The sequence below is a fragment of the Gordonia sp. w5E2 genome (assembly GCF_036540975.1).
Classification (GTDB): Bacteria; Actinomycetota; Actinomycetes; order Mycobacteriales; family Mycobacteriaceae; genus Gordonia; species Gordonia jacobaea.
Map to the genome: position 1 here is coordinate 3,602,082 of NZ_CP144213.1, position 17,700 is coordinate 3,619,781.

Consider the following 17,700-nt stretch of genomic DNA (forward strand, 5'->3'; position numbering starts at 1 on the left):
ACGCATATCACGCCAGACCGTCACGTGCGTGACGGTCTGGCGTGAGGGTCTCTCTGCGGATAGCGGAGGTCACCTGTTCGCGCTCGCGGCAGCAGCCGCGATTGCCTCGAGCACCGGCGGGACGTCCAGTTCACCGGTGACTGCCTCGATCAGCGTCAGCGATGTCGGGTGCGCGGCAGCGTCGACGAGCATGCCGGTCAACTCGGCCTGTGTCGTCGCCCGATGGGTCCGCACTGTCGAGACGTCGCCGCCCAATGCGTACGGCAGCAGCGTCCACCGCCAGGGAGCGATGTCGTTGTAGTTCATCTCCGGACCGTGAATCGCACGCTCGACGGTGTAGCCATTGTTGTTGACGACGATGATCACCGCGGGGATACGCTGCCGGATGAGCGTGCCGAGCTCGGCAACCGTGAGCTGTGCCGCGCCGTCACCGATCAGCAATACCGGTCGACGATGCGGTGCCGCGATCGCCGCCCCGATCATGGCGGGTAGCGTGTAGCCGATCGACGCCCACAAAGGCTGGCCGATGAACACCGCACCACTCGGAAGTCGTTGCGCCGCAATGCCACAGAAGCTGGTTCCCTGGTCGGCGAGGATCACGTCGTTGCCGGTCAGCGCCGCGGCGACAGCCTCCCATAGCTCCTTCTGGGTCAGCGGTGCATGCGGATCGGGCTCGACGTCGCCCATCGACGTTGTAAGTGACACCGGCAGGTCAGGTCGCGGGGGGACGATCTCGGCCAGTACGGCCAGTGCGTCGCGCATCTCGATGCCCGCGAAGGTCTCACCACCGACTACCGCGGTGTGCGGTTGCAGATCGATGCGGACCGCGTCGTCGAGGCGCTGTGTGAAGTATCCGGAGATCAGGTCGGTGAAACAGACCCCGGCGGTGATGAGACACTCGGCGTCCTCGACCGCGGCGCGCACGTCGGGCTGGGTCGCGTCACCGAGGTACAGCCCGAGGTATCCGGAGCCACGCTCGTCGACGACGCGCCGCCCCCACAGCAACGACGCGTAGCGCAGTCCACCGACCTTCAGGAGATGATGCAGTTGATCCACCGCACCGGATCGATGGACAAAGATGTCGGCGAGCACGACCGGCGATCGGTCGGCGATCAATTGTGTCGCGGCGTCGGCGAATCGGGCGAGCTGGTCGACGTCCGTGCGATTGGCAGGTACTTCGAGGACAGTGGTGGGCGGTTCACACGACTGCTCGGCGACGTCGGCGGGCAGCGAGAGGTATCCGGGACGCCCCTCGGCCACCATCGCGGCGAGCACCCGGTCGATCTGTGCGGTGGCCGTGCCGTGCTGCAACATCTCCTGTGCCACAGTCACTTCCGCGGACATGCGCAGCATGTGGGTGAAGTCGCCGTCACCGAGTGAGTGGTGCGTCGCCCGTCCGGCTGCCTGAACCGCCTCGGTGGGTGCACCCACCAGGTGCAGCACCGGGACGTGCTCGGCGTACGAACCTGCCACCGCGTTGATGGCGCTGAGCTCACCGACTCCGAAGGTCGAGCACACCACCCCGACGCCGTTCATCCTGGCATAGCCGTCGGCCGCATAGCCCGCGCCGAGCTCGTTCGCGGTGCCCACCCAACTGATCGACGGATGCTCGTCGACGTGGTCGAGGAGCCCGAGGGTGAAGTCGCCCGGGACACCGAAGATGGTGTCGACGCCGAGATCGGCGAGACGGTCGAGGAGGTAGTCGGAAACGGTGTAGGTACTCGTGACGTTCATGTCCGCGCCTTTCGTCATCGCCGGGGAGCCCCTTGTGGCTCGTTCAGGAAGCGATGAACTCAGTTTTCGCGATCACGGACGTCCCACCCACCCGCCATCTGGCCGATGTTCGGGTGGATTGCGCGCTCCCCCGATCGGGGGAGGCGGGCTGCGACGGCGTCGAATCGATCAGTATGACGCCGAGCCCCGAAAACCGGCACATCCGTCATACGGATCATGCTGCCCCAACACGACGACGACCCCGCGTCCCACAGTGGGGACACGGGGTCGAGGTTTCGACAAGCTCAACCAGCGGCCGCAGCGCGCGCCGCCCGTCGAGCTACGTCAGCGGAGCTGGGTCACCAGCTCGACTTCTGCACGCCCGGGAGCTCGCCGGCGTGTGCCATTTCGCGCAGGCACACACGGCACAGGCCGAACTTGCGGAACACCGAGTGCGGACGGCCGCAGCGGTTGCACCGGGTGTAGGCCCGCACGGCGAACTTGGGCTTCTTGTTGGCCTTGTTGACCAGAGCCTTCTTTGCCATCAGTTGTCCTTCACGGAGTTGTCTTTGAACGGGAAGCCCAGCTGGCGCAGCAGCGCGCGGCCTTCCTCGTCGGTGGTGGCCGAGGTGACGACGGTGATGTCCATACCGCGCGGCCGGTCGATGTTGTCGATGTTGATCTCGTGGAACATCGACTGCTCGTTCAGGCCGAAGGTGTAGTTACCGTTGCCGTCGAACTGGCGGTCCGAGAGTCCGCGGAAGTCGCGGATACGGGGAAGCGCGATGGACACGAGGCGGTCCAGGAACTCCCACATACGGTCGCCACGAAGCGTGACGCGTGCGCCGATCGGCATGCCCTCGCGCAGCTTGAACTGTGCGATCGACTTGCGTGCGCGACGGATTTCCGGCTTCTGGCCGGTGATCAGTGCGAGGTCGGTGACCGCGCCGTTGATCAGCTTCGAGTCGCGAGCGGCGTCGCCGACGCCCATGTTCACGACGACCTTGACGACGCCCGGGATCTGCATCACGTTGGCGTAGTCGAACTCGGTGTTCAGCGCATCCTTGATCTCGGCGCGGTAGCGCTGCTTGAGACGCGGCTGGGTCTTTTCGGTGGTGGTCATATCAGATGTCCTTCCCGGTCTTGCGGGAAATCCGGACCTTCTTGCCGGTCTCCTCGTCGACGCGGTAGCCGACGCGGGTGGGATTGCCCTCGGAATCGACGACCATCACGTTCGACACGTGGATCTTCGCTTCCTGGGTCACGATGCCGCCCGACGCCGCGCCACGCTCGTTGGCCGACGCAGCGGTGTGCTTCTTGATGCGGTTGACGCCCTCGACCAGAACACGCTCTTCCTTCGGGAAGGCCTGAATGACCTTGCCCTTGGCGCCCTTGTCCTTGCCCGAGACGACGATGACGGTGTCACCCTTGTGAACCTTCATGTCAGATCACCTCCGGTGCCAGCGACACGATCTTCATGAACTTCTTCTCACGCAGCTCGCGGCCGACCGGGCCGAAGATGCGGGTACCGCGGGGGTCGCTCTCACCCTTGAGGATGACGGCGGCGTTCTCGTCGAAACGGATGTAGCTTCCGTCCTGACGACGGCGCTCCTTGGTGGTGCGCACGATGACAGCCTTGACGACCTCTCCCCGCTTGACGTTGCCGCCGGGGATGGCGTCCTTGACAGTGGCGACGATGACGTCACCAATGCCTGCGTAGCGCCGAGACGAGCCGCCCAGCACGCGGATGCACAAGATTTCCTTGGCTCCGGTGTTGTCGGCGACCCGCAGGCGAGATTCCTGCTGAATCACTCGTTAGTCTCCTTGACCTGGATGTAGTCGACACGGCGGATCCACCGAGGTGGGCCACCGCATCTGTACGCCGAATTTCCGACCCGACGCACACGGTCTGCTACCACCGGACACACGCCTGCCTGGGGTTTTGTTCCGATCTTGCGATCACAACGCACCACCGGGTGGGTTCGCGAGCCGATTCGCGACGCTCAACGCGCCGCAGGCAACCCCACAAGTGTAGGCGAACGCGCAGGTCCGGGCCAAATCGCTGCCGACAGGCATGACCACGACGGCCCCTTCGCCATCCTCCACGCCCGCCCGCGCTTTCGATTTTTCTCCAAGCCGCACCCATCTGCGGCGCTTAGTCGCGCGAAGCACGGTCAGATCCACCGGGCACAGGGCCACCACCACCGACCGATCGCCGCGCTTGACCGCGACGGTCACCTCACGAGGAGGCACAGTGAGCACCGAGGTGAGCACGACTCATTTCACAAGCGGGCATTCCACGGGCGGGCAGCACCCGTCTGCCGACGCGCAGAGCCGACCGCTCCCTCTGACCGCGGCGCAGCGCGGCATCTTCTTCGCACAGCAGCTCGACCCCGACACCCCGATGTCGGTCGCGGCCTTCGCCGAGTTCTTCGACGACGTCGACGCCGAGGTGATGGACCGGGCGGTGCAACTGACCGCGAACGAAACCGAATCGGGCCTGTTGCGTGTCGTCGACGACGAGGACGGCGAACCTCGCATCGTCGTCGATCGTGGCAGGGACATCAGGCTCGGGCTCGTCGACTTCTCCGACGACGACGAGCCGCGTGCGCGGGCTCTCGAATGGATCGACAACCACCGGTCGCGCAACGTCGACGTCTACACCGATCCGCTGCTCGAAACGTATCTGCTGCGTCTGGGCCCGAACCGCGCGCTCTGGTACTGCTGGGGCCACCACATCGCGTTCGACGGCTACGCCGCGATGTACATGATGGTCCGGGTCGCCGCCCACTACACCGCGATCACCGAGGGTCACGCCGCGCCCGCACCGTCGAGCGCGACGATGGCGCAGATCGCCGAGATCGACCGCGAGTACCACGCCTCCGATGCGTTCACCCGCGCACGCGACCACTGGCAGCAGCGCCTGCGCCCCGATGGAGCCGACGCTCCCGAGCCGACGTCCCTGTCGCCTGCGAGTGCACCGGCAGCGCCGGTCGCCATCGTCGAGAGCATCGAACTCGACGCCGACCTCGTCGCGGACATCCGTTCGCGCGCCGCAGATCACGGGGTGCGGGCAGCGTCGGTGATCACCGCGGCGGTCGCCATCTACCTGGCACGCCTCAACGATCGCGACGACGCCCTGCTGAGCCTCCCGGTGGCATGCCGCGACACCGACCTCCTGCGCACCTCGGCGGGCCTCACGTCGAACGTCCTACCCGTCGGCATCGAATTCGACGCCACGACGACCGTCGCCGACGCGCTGCGGATCATGAACTCCGACATCAAAGGCGCTGTGCGACATCAGCGTTTCCGGCACGAAGAGATCACCTCCGAGATCCTCGACGACTCCGACGGCAGGCGCGGATTCTTCGGGCCGATGGTCAACGTCATGCTGTTCTTCGAGCACATCGACTTCGGCTCGCTGCGCGGCGAACTGAACGTATTGTCCACCGGCCCCGTCGAAGACGCGTCGATCAACGTCTACGACGGCTTCACCGGCGGCATGCGACTCGACCTCGAGGCAAACCCGAATGTGTACACCGCCGACGACGTCTCGGTGCATCACAACCGCATCGTGGACTTCCTACGACGATTCGTCTGCGCCCCAACCGACCTGCCCGTCGTCGACATCACACCCATGACGGCCTCGGAGTTGGCGGCCATCGACGACGTCGCCCACGGCCGTAGCGTTGCGGCAACCGACTCGACGCTCATCTCGCTGCTCGACGCCGCGCTCGAACAGGGCACCGCCACGCACACCGCACTGATCGAACCCGGCGTCGAGACGCTGGACACCGCGACGTTCACCGCACGCGCACGCAGTGCGGCGGCCGGACTCGCCGCGCGCGGAATCGGCCCGGAATCGGTTGTCGGCGTTGCTCTTCCACGAAGTGCCGACCAGGTGGTTGCGCTGCACGCGGTCATTCGCGCGGGAGCAGCATTCCTGCCCATCGATCCCGCAGAACCCACGCAGCGCCTCGCGCACATCCTCGACACCGCCAAGCCCGCGCTGATCATCGCCGCACCCGGCTGGGCCGGAGCCGACACTCCGGTGGTCACCGTCGATGAACTGACCGAGCCATCACCGTCAACAGCGCGGCCCCGCGCACCCCGCCCCGATAACCCCGCCTACGTGCTGTTCACCTCCGGCTCGACGGGCAGGCCCAAGGGCGTCGTGATCGACCACCGCGCCATCGTGAATCGCCTGCGATGGATGCAGGATCGCTATCGCCTCACCTCAGACGACCGGGTGCTGCAGAAGACACCGGCAACCTTCGACGTCTCGGTGTGGGAGTTCTTCCTGCCGTTCGTCGCGGGCGCCACGCTTGTCGTCGCACGGCCCGACGGCCACCGCGATCCGTGGTATCTGCGCGACGTCATCGCCGAAGAGTCCATCACGACACTGCATTTCGTGCCGTCGATGCTGTCGGCATTTGCCGACGCGCTCACCCTCGACGAGTCGTTCACACCGGACGCTCTGACGTCGCTGCGACGCATCTTCACCAGCGGTGAGGCACTCACGCCCGCGACCGTCGGCTCGATCGGCGAGCTCACGTCAGCGCCGGTGCACAATCTCTATGGCCCGACAGAGGCGGCCGTCGACGTCACCTATCACGACGAATGCCGCAGCGACGCGGGCGATATCCCGATCGGTCGGCCCGTCGACAACACGTCGACCCACGTGCTCGACCATCACCTGATGCCGCAACCCGTCGGCGCGATCGGTGAGCTCTACCTCGGCGGCGTCCAACTCGCTCGCGGCTACGCGAGCCGTTCCGACCTGACCGCCGCACGGTTCGTAGCCGATCCGCGTCAGCCCGGCGCACGTCTGTATCGCACCGGCGACCTCGTGCGCCGACGTGCCGACGGCGAGATCGAGTACCTCGGTCGCGCCGATTCACAGATCAAGATCCGCGGTCAGCGCGTCGAGTTGGGCGAGATCGAGTCGGCGCTGGCGGCAGTGCCCGGCGTCCGCAGCGCGGCGGTCATCACGTTCGACGACGCGGCCACAGGTGGCGTCGAACTGGCAGGCTACGTCGCGGGCGCAGATGACCTCGACTCCCGCGACCTACGCGCCGAGCTGACTGATCACCTTCTCCCCCATATGGTCCCGACGACGATCACCGTGCTCACGGATCTACCGACGACCAGCAACGGCAAGCTCGATCGCGCCGCACTGCCGGTGCCGACTCGCACGTCACCGCAGAGCGAACGGATCGAGCCGGTTACGGCACTCGACGTCGCCGTCGTCGAGACGGTGTCCGCGGTGCTCGGTGTGCCTGGCCGGGTCTCGTTGTCCGATAACCTTTTCGACCTCGGCGGCAACTCGCTGTCAGCCACGAGGGTGAGCGCACGCCTCGCGCGCCGCACCGGACACCGACTGCCGCTACGCACCGTGTTCGACGCCCCCGACCTCGCCGCGCTCTGTCACGCACTGCGCGCAGCAGGAGTCGACGACGAGCTCACAGCCACCCAGCCCGTCGACGAGATCGCAGCGTCGACCGACGGACAGGTCGCGCTGTCACCCGCACAGCAGCGACTCTGGTTGACCGCTCGCCTCGACCCGGATTCTGCTGTCGCCTACCACATTCCGTTCAGCGTGCGTCTTGTCGGCGCCCTCGACGTCGACACTCTGCGCGCCGCGGTGAACGACGTCGTCACACGGCACGAGCCGCTACGAAGCACGGTGTCGGAGCACGACGGGCATGCCTTCCTCGACATTCACGCCCCCGACGACGCCGCCATCGACATGACTATCGACGAGGTCGACGAGGTAGATCGACGCGCCGCCGAGGTCGCCTCACAGCCGTTCGACCTCACGCGCGACTTCCCCATCCGCACACGGCTCCTGCGCACGTCCGCCGACGACCACACGCTGATCGTCGTCATCCATCATCTCGCGGCGGACGGATGGTCACTCGCCCCGTTCGCGGCCGATCTCGCCACCGCCTACAGCGCACGCGTCGACGGTCACGCGCCCGACTGGGAACCCCTGCCCGTCGAGTACTCGACAGTCGCGGCCACCGAACGTGCCGCGCTGACCACCACCGACGGCACAGACCTCGACTTCTGGCGCAGTCGTCTCGCCGATGCTCCCGCCGAAACCGAACTGCCGCTTGATCGTCCGCGCTCGGACCGCGCAAGTGTCGTGGGCAATGTCGTGACGATGAGGGTGCCCAGCGAACGTCACAGCGCGTTGACGGCGCTGGCCGCCGACAGCGACGCGACCCTCTTCATGGTCGTGCACGCCGCGGTCGCCACGCTGCTGCGCGGCTATGCCCGTTCCGACCAGATCGTCGTCGGCACACCCGTGTCCGGTCGAGGCGACGCCGACCTCGACGCTCTCGTCGGAATGTTCGTGAACACCCTCGCACTGCCGACGCACGTCGACAAGAACGCATCCTTCCTGGCTGTACTCGGCCAGATCCGCGACGCCGACCTCGACGCCTTCGACCACGCAGCGATCCCCTTCGATCACCTTGTTACCGAACTGAATCCACAGCGATCGGCACAGGTCCATCCGTTCTTCCAGGTCTCGGTCGCAGTGGACAATCGCGATGACATCACCATCGACCTCCCCGGTCTGAGGGCAACGGGCTCGCCGATCGATATCGCGACCACCAAGTTCGACCTCTCGTTCACCTTTGTCGAACACACCGACGAGCACGGGCAACCGTCCGGCATCGACATCGAAATCGGCTATGCCACCAGACTGTTCGACGCCGCGACCGTGACCGGCCTCGGTTCGCGACTGGGCAGGATCATCACCACGGTGACCGACGACCCGACACTCGCCGTCGGCGACATCGCCGTTCTCGACCAGAGTGAGCGGCTCGGACTGGTACCTGCGGTCGGCGCGGGAACCCGCCCCGTCGAACACTTCTCGTCGATCCTCGCCGCTGCGGTTCGCTCGGAGCCCGACCGAATCGCCGTGACCGACGGCGAGACATCACTCACCTATCGCCAACTCGACTCCGACGCCGAACTTCTCGCACAGCGCCTCCGTGACAACGGAGTGGGTCCGGAAGACTTTGTCGCAATTGCACTTCCACGGGGCGCGGAGTGGGTGCGCGCAGTGTGGGCGGTGACCCGATGCGGAGCAGCATGGGTACCGATCGATCCCGCCTACCCGCACGCTCGCATCGAGTTCATGCTGACCGATTCCCGCGTGCGCCTGCTGCTGAGCGACGCAGACTCGCTCCACAAGCTCGGCGACGCGGCCAACGGCATCACGACCATCACGCTCGACGAGATCCACGGTCCGGGCGGCGACACCCCAACGCCACAGCGCGACGACGCACCAGACCTCTCCGTCGACCAACCCGCGTACATGATCTACACCTCGGGCACCACCGGCACGCCGAAGGGCGTCGTCGTCAGCCACCGTGGTTTGGCGGACTTTGCCGCACAACAGGTGTCACAGTTCGGGCTCACCGCCGACAGCCGCACGATGCACATGGCGTCGCCCAGCTTCGACGCCTCGGTCCTCGAACTCCTCATGGCGTTCGCAGGCGCGTCGACGATGCGGATCGTCGGGCCAGATCCCGTCGCCGGTGGCGAACTCACCGATCTGATGCGCTCCGCGGGCATCACCCACGCGTTTCTCACGCCGTCGCTGCTGACCACCATGAATCCCGAGGCCGTGCCGGAGCTCGAGGTGCTTGTGATCGGTGGCGAGCATCCGAATGCCGAAGCGGTCCGTCGATGGGCGCAGACCACGACGATCTTCAACGCCTACGGGCCGACGGAGACGACGGTCGTGGCGACAGTCTCGGACCCGATCGTCGAGCAACCCACGACGTCGCGCTCACCCCGCGTCACGATCGGCAGGCCCATTCGCGGCGTCTCGACGGTCGTTCTCGACGAGCGACTCGTCCCTGTCGCACCCGGCACGACGGGCGAACTCTACGTCTCGGGAACTCACCTGGCCCGCGGCTACCACGGCGTGCACGGACTGACCTCGAAGCGATTCGTGGCCAATCCCTTTGGCGATCCCGGCGAACGGATGTACCGCACCGGCGACCTGGTGCGCTGGACCGCCGATCATCGCCTCGAGTTCCGCGGCCGCGCCGACGACCAAGCCAAGGTACGCGGGCATCGCATCGAATTGGGAGAGGTCGACGCCGCGCTCACCGCGCTCGACGCCGTGCAGTCCTCGGTGAGCGTCGTCGACGGTGAAGGTGCGACGGCGCGCCTGATCTCGTTCGTCGCGTTCGACGGGGTCGATGCCGGCCAGCACACACGCGCGGCGCTGCTGACCGAACTGCGAGAACGTTTGCCGCGGCACATGATTCCCTCCGCGATCATCGCTGTTCCCGAGATCCCCAGGACTCCCGCGGGCAAGATCGACCTGCGCGCCCTACCCGCGCCCGGCGACGCCGACACCGCACGCGAGTCCGAGCCTGTCGCACCTCGTTCCGACGCCGAGCGCATGATCTGCTCCGTGTTCGCCCGGGTACTCGACCGACCGGTCGCCGACGTCGGTGTCGACGACGACTTCTTCGAACTCGGCGGCAACTCACTACTGGCGACGCAGCTGGTGGATGCGCTCGGACAACACAGCGGCTCACGCCTGGCCGTGCGCGACGTCTTCGATCATCCGACCGCTGCGGAGCTCGCACTTCTGTGCGCGGACGCGGCACCCGCGGAACACGATCTCCTGCAGCACGATCCGACAACCGAGATGTTCTGCGGACCTGCTCAGCGGCAGCTCTGGTTCCTCAACACGCTCGGCGCCGACGACGATGCGCCCGACGCGTCGTACTCCATCGCCTTCGCACTCGACATGCGAGGCGCACTCGACGTCGACGCGCTCACCGGCGCGCTCCGCTGGGTGATCGCCCGCCACGAGCCGCTGCGCACCGTGTATCCCGAACGTGACGGACTGCCGACAGCGGTGGTCGCCGCGGGCAGCGACATCACGCTCGACGTCCAGGACCTCTCGGCGTCGCAATGGCGTGTAGCTGCGGAATCGCTCGCGCAGCGTCCATTCGACCTCACGCGCGATCTGCCCATCCGCGTCGCGCTGCATCGGCTCAGCGACTCCGCTGACCACCACAAGCTGACCGTCGTCGTGCACCACATCGCCGCCGACGGCGCGTCGATGGCGCCACTCGCGCATGACCTCGCGGGCGCCTACGCGGATCTGTCCGACGGTCGATCACCGTCGGCAGATCCGCTCCCCCTCGACTATCGCGATTACCTGCGGTGGCAGCGTGACCGGCTCGACGCGCGCCTGTCCGACCTGACCGCTTGGTGGCGCACCGAACTCGACGGTCTCGATCCCGCCCCGGTACTGCTGCCCGACGTCGCGCCCGCGAAAGACGCAGCAGCGCAACGCGGCGCCGACGTCGTCGAGGTGGCCCTCGGCCGCGATGTGCGTGCGCGCCTCACCGAACTCGGTAGCTCGACGACGACCGAGTTCATGGCGATGCACGCGGTGCTCGTCGCTCTGCTACGTCACCACAGCGCCGACCAGGACGTGCACACCAGCGGTTCCGACGCCGACATCGTCATCGGCACGCCCGTCGCGGGACGAGCCGATTCCCGTCTCGCGCAACTGGTCGGAATGTTCGTCAACTCGGTCGCACTGCGCACCCGCGTCGACGGCACGTGGTCGGCAGCCGAACTCGTCGACGAGGTGCGCCGATCCGACCTCGATGCCCTCTCCCACGCGGACATGCCGTTCGACGCCGTCGTGGCGGACCTACGTCCCCCTCGGACGGGCCGTCACCCGATCTTCACCATCTCACTGACCGTCGACGACGATCCGCTCGCGACAACGGACTCCGCGCTACGCGGGCTACGCACCGGGATCGAAGAAGTCGACACCGGCGCAGCGCGATTCGACCTCGAGGTGCAATCGCGCGGCGATACCCTACGTCTGACGTACGCGACCGACCTGTTCAGTCGCGCCCGAATCGAGTCCCTGGCAGTCGATTTCGTCGAACTCGCACATGCACTGATCGCGCACCCGGACCGCAGCGTCGACGACCATCTCGTCGCAACGCGGCCTGCGCGTGACGTCACGACGCCCGACCCGGTTCACCTCGGTGACCTGCTCGAGCTCACCGCCACCCGCCACCGTGATCTCATTGCCGTCGAGGACGGCGACGTCGCGCTGACGTATGCGCGCCTCGACGAGATCTCGGCACGATGGGCGAACGCTCTCCGGGCCGAGGGCGTCGGGCCGGAAGACGTAGTCGCTGTGGCACTCCCCCGGTCGTGGCGGTTCGTCGCCGCGCTCTGGGCCGTACTGCGCGCGGGCGGCGTGGTGCTCCCCATCGATCCGCGGTATCCGACCGAACGCATCGAGCACATGCTCCGCGACTCCGACGTCGCAGTCGGAATCACCGACACCGACGGGGCACTCGGAACCGCACTGCTCGACGCGTCGTCCGACCTGCACTGGTTCGACACCGGAGCACTCGATCGCGGCAGCGCGGCACCACCGGCTCCCGCGCCGCGTCGACCCGACGCCGCTGCGTACGTGATCTACACATCCGGCTCGACCGGCACACCCAAGGGCGTCACGGTGACGCATCGGGGCATCGGCGCGTTCAGCCAGAGTCAGCGCGACCGCTACGACGTTCATTCCGGCGATCGCACATTGCATTTCGCGTCACCCGGCTTCGATGCGACGTTCCTGGAGTTCCTCCTCGCCTTCGACGCGGGTGCGACGATGGTCATCGCGCCGCCGACCATCTTCGGCGGAGACGAGCTCGTCGAGTTCCTCGCCGAGCACGCGGTGTCGCACGCCTTCATCACACCCGCCGCGCTCATGGCAGCCACACCTGCGCCGCTGCCGCTGCTCCGGACGCTCGGCGTCGGGGGCGAGGCGTCGCCAGCAGAACTCGTGGCAGCCTGGGCACCGGGAAGGCGTTACGTCAACTGCTACGGCCCCACCGAGACCACGATCGTGGCGACGATGTCGCAGCCGTTGAGTCCCGGCGAGGCGATCACGATCGGCGAGCCGGTTATCGGTTGCACCGCACTGGTTCTCGACCATCGACTGAACCCCGTGCGCGACAACGTACCCGGCGAGCTGTACCTCGCAGGACCGGGAGTCGCACGCGGCTACCTCGGCCGTCCGGACCTGACCGCTGCACGATTCATCGCCGATCCGCGAGCGCGCGGCGGGCTGATGTATCGCACCGGCGACGTGGTGCACCGCACCACCGATGGGTCGTTGGTGTTCGACGGCCGCAGCGACAATCAGGTCAAGGTGCGCGGTTTCCGCATCGAGCCGGATGAGGTGAGCCACGCGCTGACATCACATCCTGACGTCGACGCCGCGCTGACACTCGTGCACGGAGAAGGCGCCGAGGCACGCCTGGTCGCCTACGTCACCACGACCCGTCCCGACTCACTGTCCGACCGCGAACTCATCGCACATGTTGCGGCGAGTCTGCCGCGGCAGATGGTGCCGTCGAGCGTCGTCGTGCTCGATCGATTCCCGTTGACTCCCAACGGAAAGATCGACAGTCGCTCGCTACCCGCACCCACCGCACCGGCGGCGGTTGCTGTGCGAGAGCTCGGTTCGACGGCCGAGCAGCGGGTCGCCGACGCAATGGCCGACGTCCTCGGCGTCGAGCGCGACACCGTTGGCGCAGATACCGACTTCTTCGCCGCGGGCGGAACGTCGTTGCAGGCAACGGCTCTCGCCGCCAAGCTGCGCAGCGACGACGGAACCAGGCTTCGCGTGCGGGAGATCTTCGATCGCCCGACGGTTGCCGCGCTCGCGGAACTCGTCGGCCGCGACGAGCACGTCGAGCAAGGGAGTCATTCCGCCACACTCATTCCTCTGCGCGGCAGCATCATTCCGATCGCGCCGATGCAGCGTCGACTACTATCGCTGGCTCGCACGCAGCCGGCGTCGACCGACTACCTGATGCCCTTCACACTGCGCCTGACGGGACCCCTTGACCGTCAGACGCTCCGCGACACACTGGTCGATCTCGTGTCGCGGCACGCCGGCCTGCGTACCGTCTACCCCTCCGAAACAGGCGGTACGCAGGTCGGAGGTGTTCTCGTCGGGGCCGATCGCGCGATCGGGCATCTGCAACCGCTCGGCTACAGCGACGACAGCGACGCGTCGGCATTGATCGAGCACCTGTGCGCCACCCCGATCGACATCTCGGCACAGCCAGGGATGCGCGCGCATCTCCTGACGCGGATCTCGCAGGGCACCACCAGCGAGCACATCCTCGTCCTCGTCATCCACCACGCCGCGGCCGACGGCGCCTCGCTGCCGATTCTGATCGACGACCTCGCCACGGCCTACTCCGAAAGACTCGACGGCCGTGACACCTTCTGGGAGGCTTCGGCTTTCGACTATCGCGACTACGCCGCGATCGTCACCGCGGCCGACCGTCGAAGTGAGAGGGAGGACGATCTCGCCTACTGGACGGGCCTGCTCGCAGGCGCCCCGGCCGACTGCGCACCAAAGCCGACCCGCCCCGCGCAGACCCATGCCGACGCACACAAGAGTTCGCCGTCGGTTGCCGGTTCGGTATCGATTCCGCTCGATGACGGGCTGCGCAACGCCGTGATCGATTGTGCGCGAGCCTATTCGACCACCCCGTTCACTCTGCTCCACACCGCACTCGCCACCCTCCTGCACCGACTCGGCGTAGGCGATGACGTGGTGATCGGCACGCCGGTGGCGAATCGGGGCATCGCTGAACTCGCAGATAGCCCGGACACCGACCTCGGCCGTGTGGTGGGAATGTTCGTCAACACGCTCGCCCTGCGCACTCGGCTCGACGGCACCGAACCCGTTCGCGACCTGCTCGCGCGGGTGCGAGACGACGACCTCGATGCGCTCGACCATCGCGACGTACCCTTCGACGACGTCGTCGCAGCGGTCAATCCCGACAGGTCGGTCGGCGGCCATCCGCTCTTCGAGGTCGCACTCTCGGTCCACGACTACGGGGCAGACGTCGCGCACGGACAGGTCGACCTCGCACCGGGGCTGTGCGGGGAAATCGGCGAGATCGGCGCCGCCCAGGCCAAATTCGGTCTTCAGTTCACGATCGCGCACCTGCACTCTCCCGACGCTTCCCTCGAGCTGACATTCGCCGCCGATCGGTACCGCGACCACGATGCCCACGACCTCGCCATCAGGTTCCTGCGGGTGGTCCGTGCGATCACCACCGACACCACGCGCGCGGTCGGCGACATACGCATCACCGATCCGCTCGAGGTTGCGGATGTCGCCCCCGCGCGCGGACCGGTCAGCGGCGAGCCGATGACATTCGGCGAGATTCTCGACGACGCCGTGTCACGCAACCCCTACGGCATCGCCGCCACCGACGGCCACACCAGCATCACCTACCGCGAGCTCGACGCCCGCGCGCACCGACTCGCACGAGTGCTGCTCGCCAGCGGCGTCTGGGAATCGGTCGCATGGGCGACGAGCGAACCTGTTGTGGCCATGGCCATTCCCCGGTCGATCGAGGCACTCGTTGCCATCTGGGCCATCGTGCGGACAGGAGCCGCCTACGTGCCCGTCGACCCGACGTACCCGCCGGAGCGGATCGCGCACATGCTCACCGACAGCGGTGCGCGACTCGTGGTGACCGACTCGGCGACCCGCGAGCGCATCCCCTCCTCGACGATGCCGACACTCGTCGTCGACGAGCAGTCGGTACTCGACCGGCTCGCGCGCACATCGGCGGCTCCCCTCGACGTGGCCGAGGCAGTACCCGCAGGCGTCGACCAGTTGGCCTACATCATCTACACCTCCGGCTCGACCGGGCGCCCGAAGGGCGTTCTGGTGCCGCACTCCGGACTACGTGCGGTCCGAGACGAGTTGCGGGCGAGGATGACACCGGACGAAAGATCGCGGGTGCTCCATTTCGCGTCACCGAGCTTCGACGCCTCGGTGCTCGAGTTCCTGCTCGCCGCAGCGGGCTCCGCATGCCTGGTCATCGCTCCGACCGATGTCTACGGCGGTAAACCGTTGGCGTGGTTCCTTACTCGGACCGGGGTGACCCACGCATTCATCACACCCGCCGCGGTGGCGAGCATGTCCCCGACCGACGTCCCGACGCTGACGTGCCTCGCGATCGGCGGCGAGGCCTACGGAGCAGATCTCGCGCGGCGGTGGTCGGCGGGGCGTCGGATCATGAATGTCTACGGCCCCACCGAGACCACCGTGATCACCACCTCGAGCGATCCGCTGCGCGCACACGACGAACTGACCATGGGCACACCGAACAACGGCGTGAGCGCACTCGTACTCGATGCGCGCCTGCATCCGGTGCCCGCGGGTGTCGTGGGTGAGTTGTACCTGATCGGGTCGCAGGTGACCCGCGGCTACCACCGTCGTCCCGGGCTCACCGCGTCGCGGTATCTGCCCGCCCCGATGGTCGCCGGAGACGAGTTCGCCGGTTGCCGCATGTACCGCACCGGAGACCTCGTCCGGTGGACGCACGACGGCAGACTCTCCTACGTCGCCAGAAGCGATGGCCAGGTACAGGTTCGGGGCTTCCGCGTCGAACTCGGAGAGATCGACGACGCGCTCACCGCCGACCCTCGTATCGATTTCGCGGTCACAGTGCTGGCCGGAGCCGGCCAGTCCGGGGACGACTCCGCGTCGACGGAGGGCGGCACCACCTTGCACAGCTACGTGACGCTCGCCGAGCGAGCCGCCCACGCCGGCACCTCGCATCGAACCGCTCTGGGCGATGACCTGAGAAGTTCCCTGCGAGAACGCCTTCCGCGCCATATGGTGCCTGCGACGGTCACTGTTCTCGACGAGATCCCACTGACCCCCGTCGGCAAGCTCGACCGCACGGCGCTCCCGGCCCCGGAGATCACGCGACGTGGGCGCGCCCCGCGCCCTGGCACCGAGACGACCATCGCGGCGATCTTCATCGAGGTACTCGGACTGCCGGACGACGAGATCGCCGCAGACGCAAGCTTCTTCGATCTCGGCGGAAACTCGTTGCAGGCAACGACCCTGACCGATCGTCTTTCGAGCGCTCTCGGCGTCGAGATACGCGCACACCAGGTGTTCGCGGCACCGACAGTCGCAGAACTCGCCTCACAGATCGACCCTGCGTCACACGAACCGGACAACGGCACCGCGGGCTCCCGCTCCGCCTGGGAGGTACTCATCCCGCTGCGGTCGGCGCCGCGCGAGTCTGCGTCAGCAAAGGCACCGCTATTCGTCGTACATCCGGCTATCGGACTCTCCTGGGCATTCGCATCGCTGCTACCCCACCTGGAACCCGACCGTCCCGTGTACGGACTCCAGCACCCGACGCTGTCCGGGCAGCCTGCGCCGTCGTCGCTTGGTGAACTCGCCGCGTACTACGCCGAACAGATCCAGTCGGTCGCGCCGTCCGGTCCGTACCATCTGCTCGGCTGGTCGCTCGGCGGGATCATCGCCCAGGAGATCGCGGTGATCCTCCAGGGGAGCGGAGAAGTCATCGGCGATCTCACGATCCTCGACTCGTACGTCCTGTTCGACCGACCCGACCTCGTCACCGAACCCTCCATTGGTGAGCTCATGAGCGAATTCGGCATCACCACAACCGATCCCACCGCTTCACCCGACGTCGACGACGCCTGGCACGCGGTGCGGTCGGCCGGCGGGATGCTCGCAGGGCTGTCGAGAGCCGAATTCGGCACGGTGCACCGCGTTTTCGAGCAGGCGGGCTCCCTCGCGAATCCGTGGCGTCCGCGAGTGTTCCACGGAGACATCACCTTCGTCTCCGCCACCAGGGCACCTCAGCGGGGTGCACGAGCCGTCGACGGATGGCGTCCCTACGTCGACGGGCACATCCGCAACATCGATGTCGACTGCACCCACGCTCGAATGCTTCTGCCGCACAACGTCGTCGACTTCGCGCATGCCCTCGCACCACAACCGCGTCGGACATCGAGGCATCGCATCGACGACGCGCCAACTGCGCGCCATCGGTGGCGCCACACCAGTGGCGTCACGTCAACCGAAGACATCAATTGAGGAGGAATCAC

At 67.0% G+C, this 17,700-nt stretch carries 7 protein-coding genes; 1 reads left to right on the forward strand and 6 read right to left on the reverse strand.

The genetic code is table 11. From position 1 onward, the window contains the following. Positions 1-69: 69 nt before the first annotated feature. The 6 genes from RND64_RS16365 to RND64_RS16390 form a co-directional block, all read right to left on the reverse strand. On the reverse strand, positions 70-1,734 hold the full coding sequence (locus tag RND64_RS16365; RefSeq protein WP_049698854.1) for an alpha-keto acid decarboxylase family protein: 1,665 nt from the start codon (positions 1,732-1,734) through the stop codon (positions 70-72). A gap of 338 nt (positions 1,735-2,072) precedes the next feature. Continuing rightward, entirely contained in the window at positions 2,073-2,258 is a 186-nt protein-coding gene (locus tag RND64_RS16370) for a type Z 30S ribosomal protein S14 (protein WP_005170384.1), read from the reverse strand. Continuing rightward, positions 2,258-2,836: a 50S ribosomal protein L5 gene (gene rplE, locus RND64_RS16375; RefSeq protein WP_005208408.1), complete on the reverse strand. Its 579-nt coding sequence runs from the start codon at positions 2,834-2,836 to the stop codon at positions 2,258-2,260. Before rplE ends, RND64_RS16370 begins: the two co-directional genes overlap by 1 nt. Before the next feature lies 1 nt (position 2,837). Continuing rightward, positions 2,838-3,155, reverse strand: coding sequence for a 50S ribosomal protein L24 (gene rplX / locus RND64_RS16380; RefSeq protein ID WP_005208409.1), 318 nt, complete (start codon positions 3,153-3,155; stop codon positions 2,838-2,840). 1 nt (position 3,156) lies between these two features. Further along, entirely contained in the window at positions 3,157-3,525 is a 369-nt protein-coding gene (rplN, locus tag RND64_RS16385; protein WP_005208410.1) for a 50S ribosomal protein L14, read from the reverse strand. A gap of 147 nt (positions 3,526-3,672) precedes the next feature. Continuing rightward, the gene (locus RND64_RS16390) at positions 3,673-3,951 is read right to left on the reverse strand and encodes a hypothetical protein (RefSeq protein WP_049698853.1); all 279 of its coding nucleotides are present in this window, start codon (positions 3,949-3,951) and stop codon (positions 3,673-3,675) included. Positions 3,952-3,967: 16 nt separating this feature from the next. On the opposite strand from RND64_RS16390, the gene RND64_RS16395 reads away from it, so the two are divergent. Further along, on the forward strand, positions 3,968-17,689 hold the full coding sequence (locus RND64_RS16395) for a non-ribosomal peptide synthetase (RefSeq protein WP_331436159.1): 13,722 nt from the start codon (positions 3,968-3,970) through the stop codon (positions 17,687-17,689). Positions 17,690-17,700: the final 11 nt, after the last annotated feature.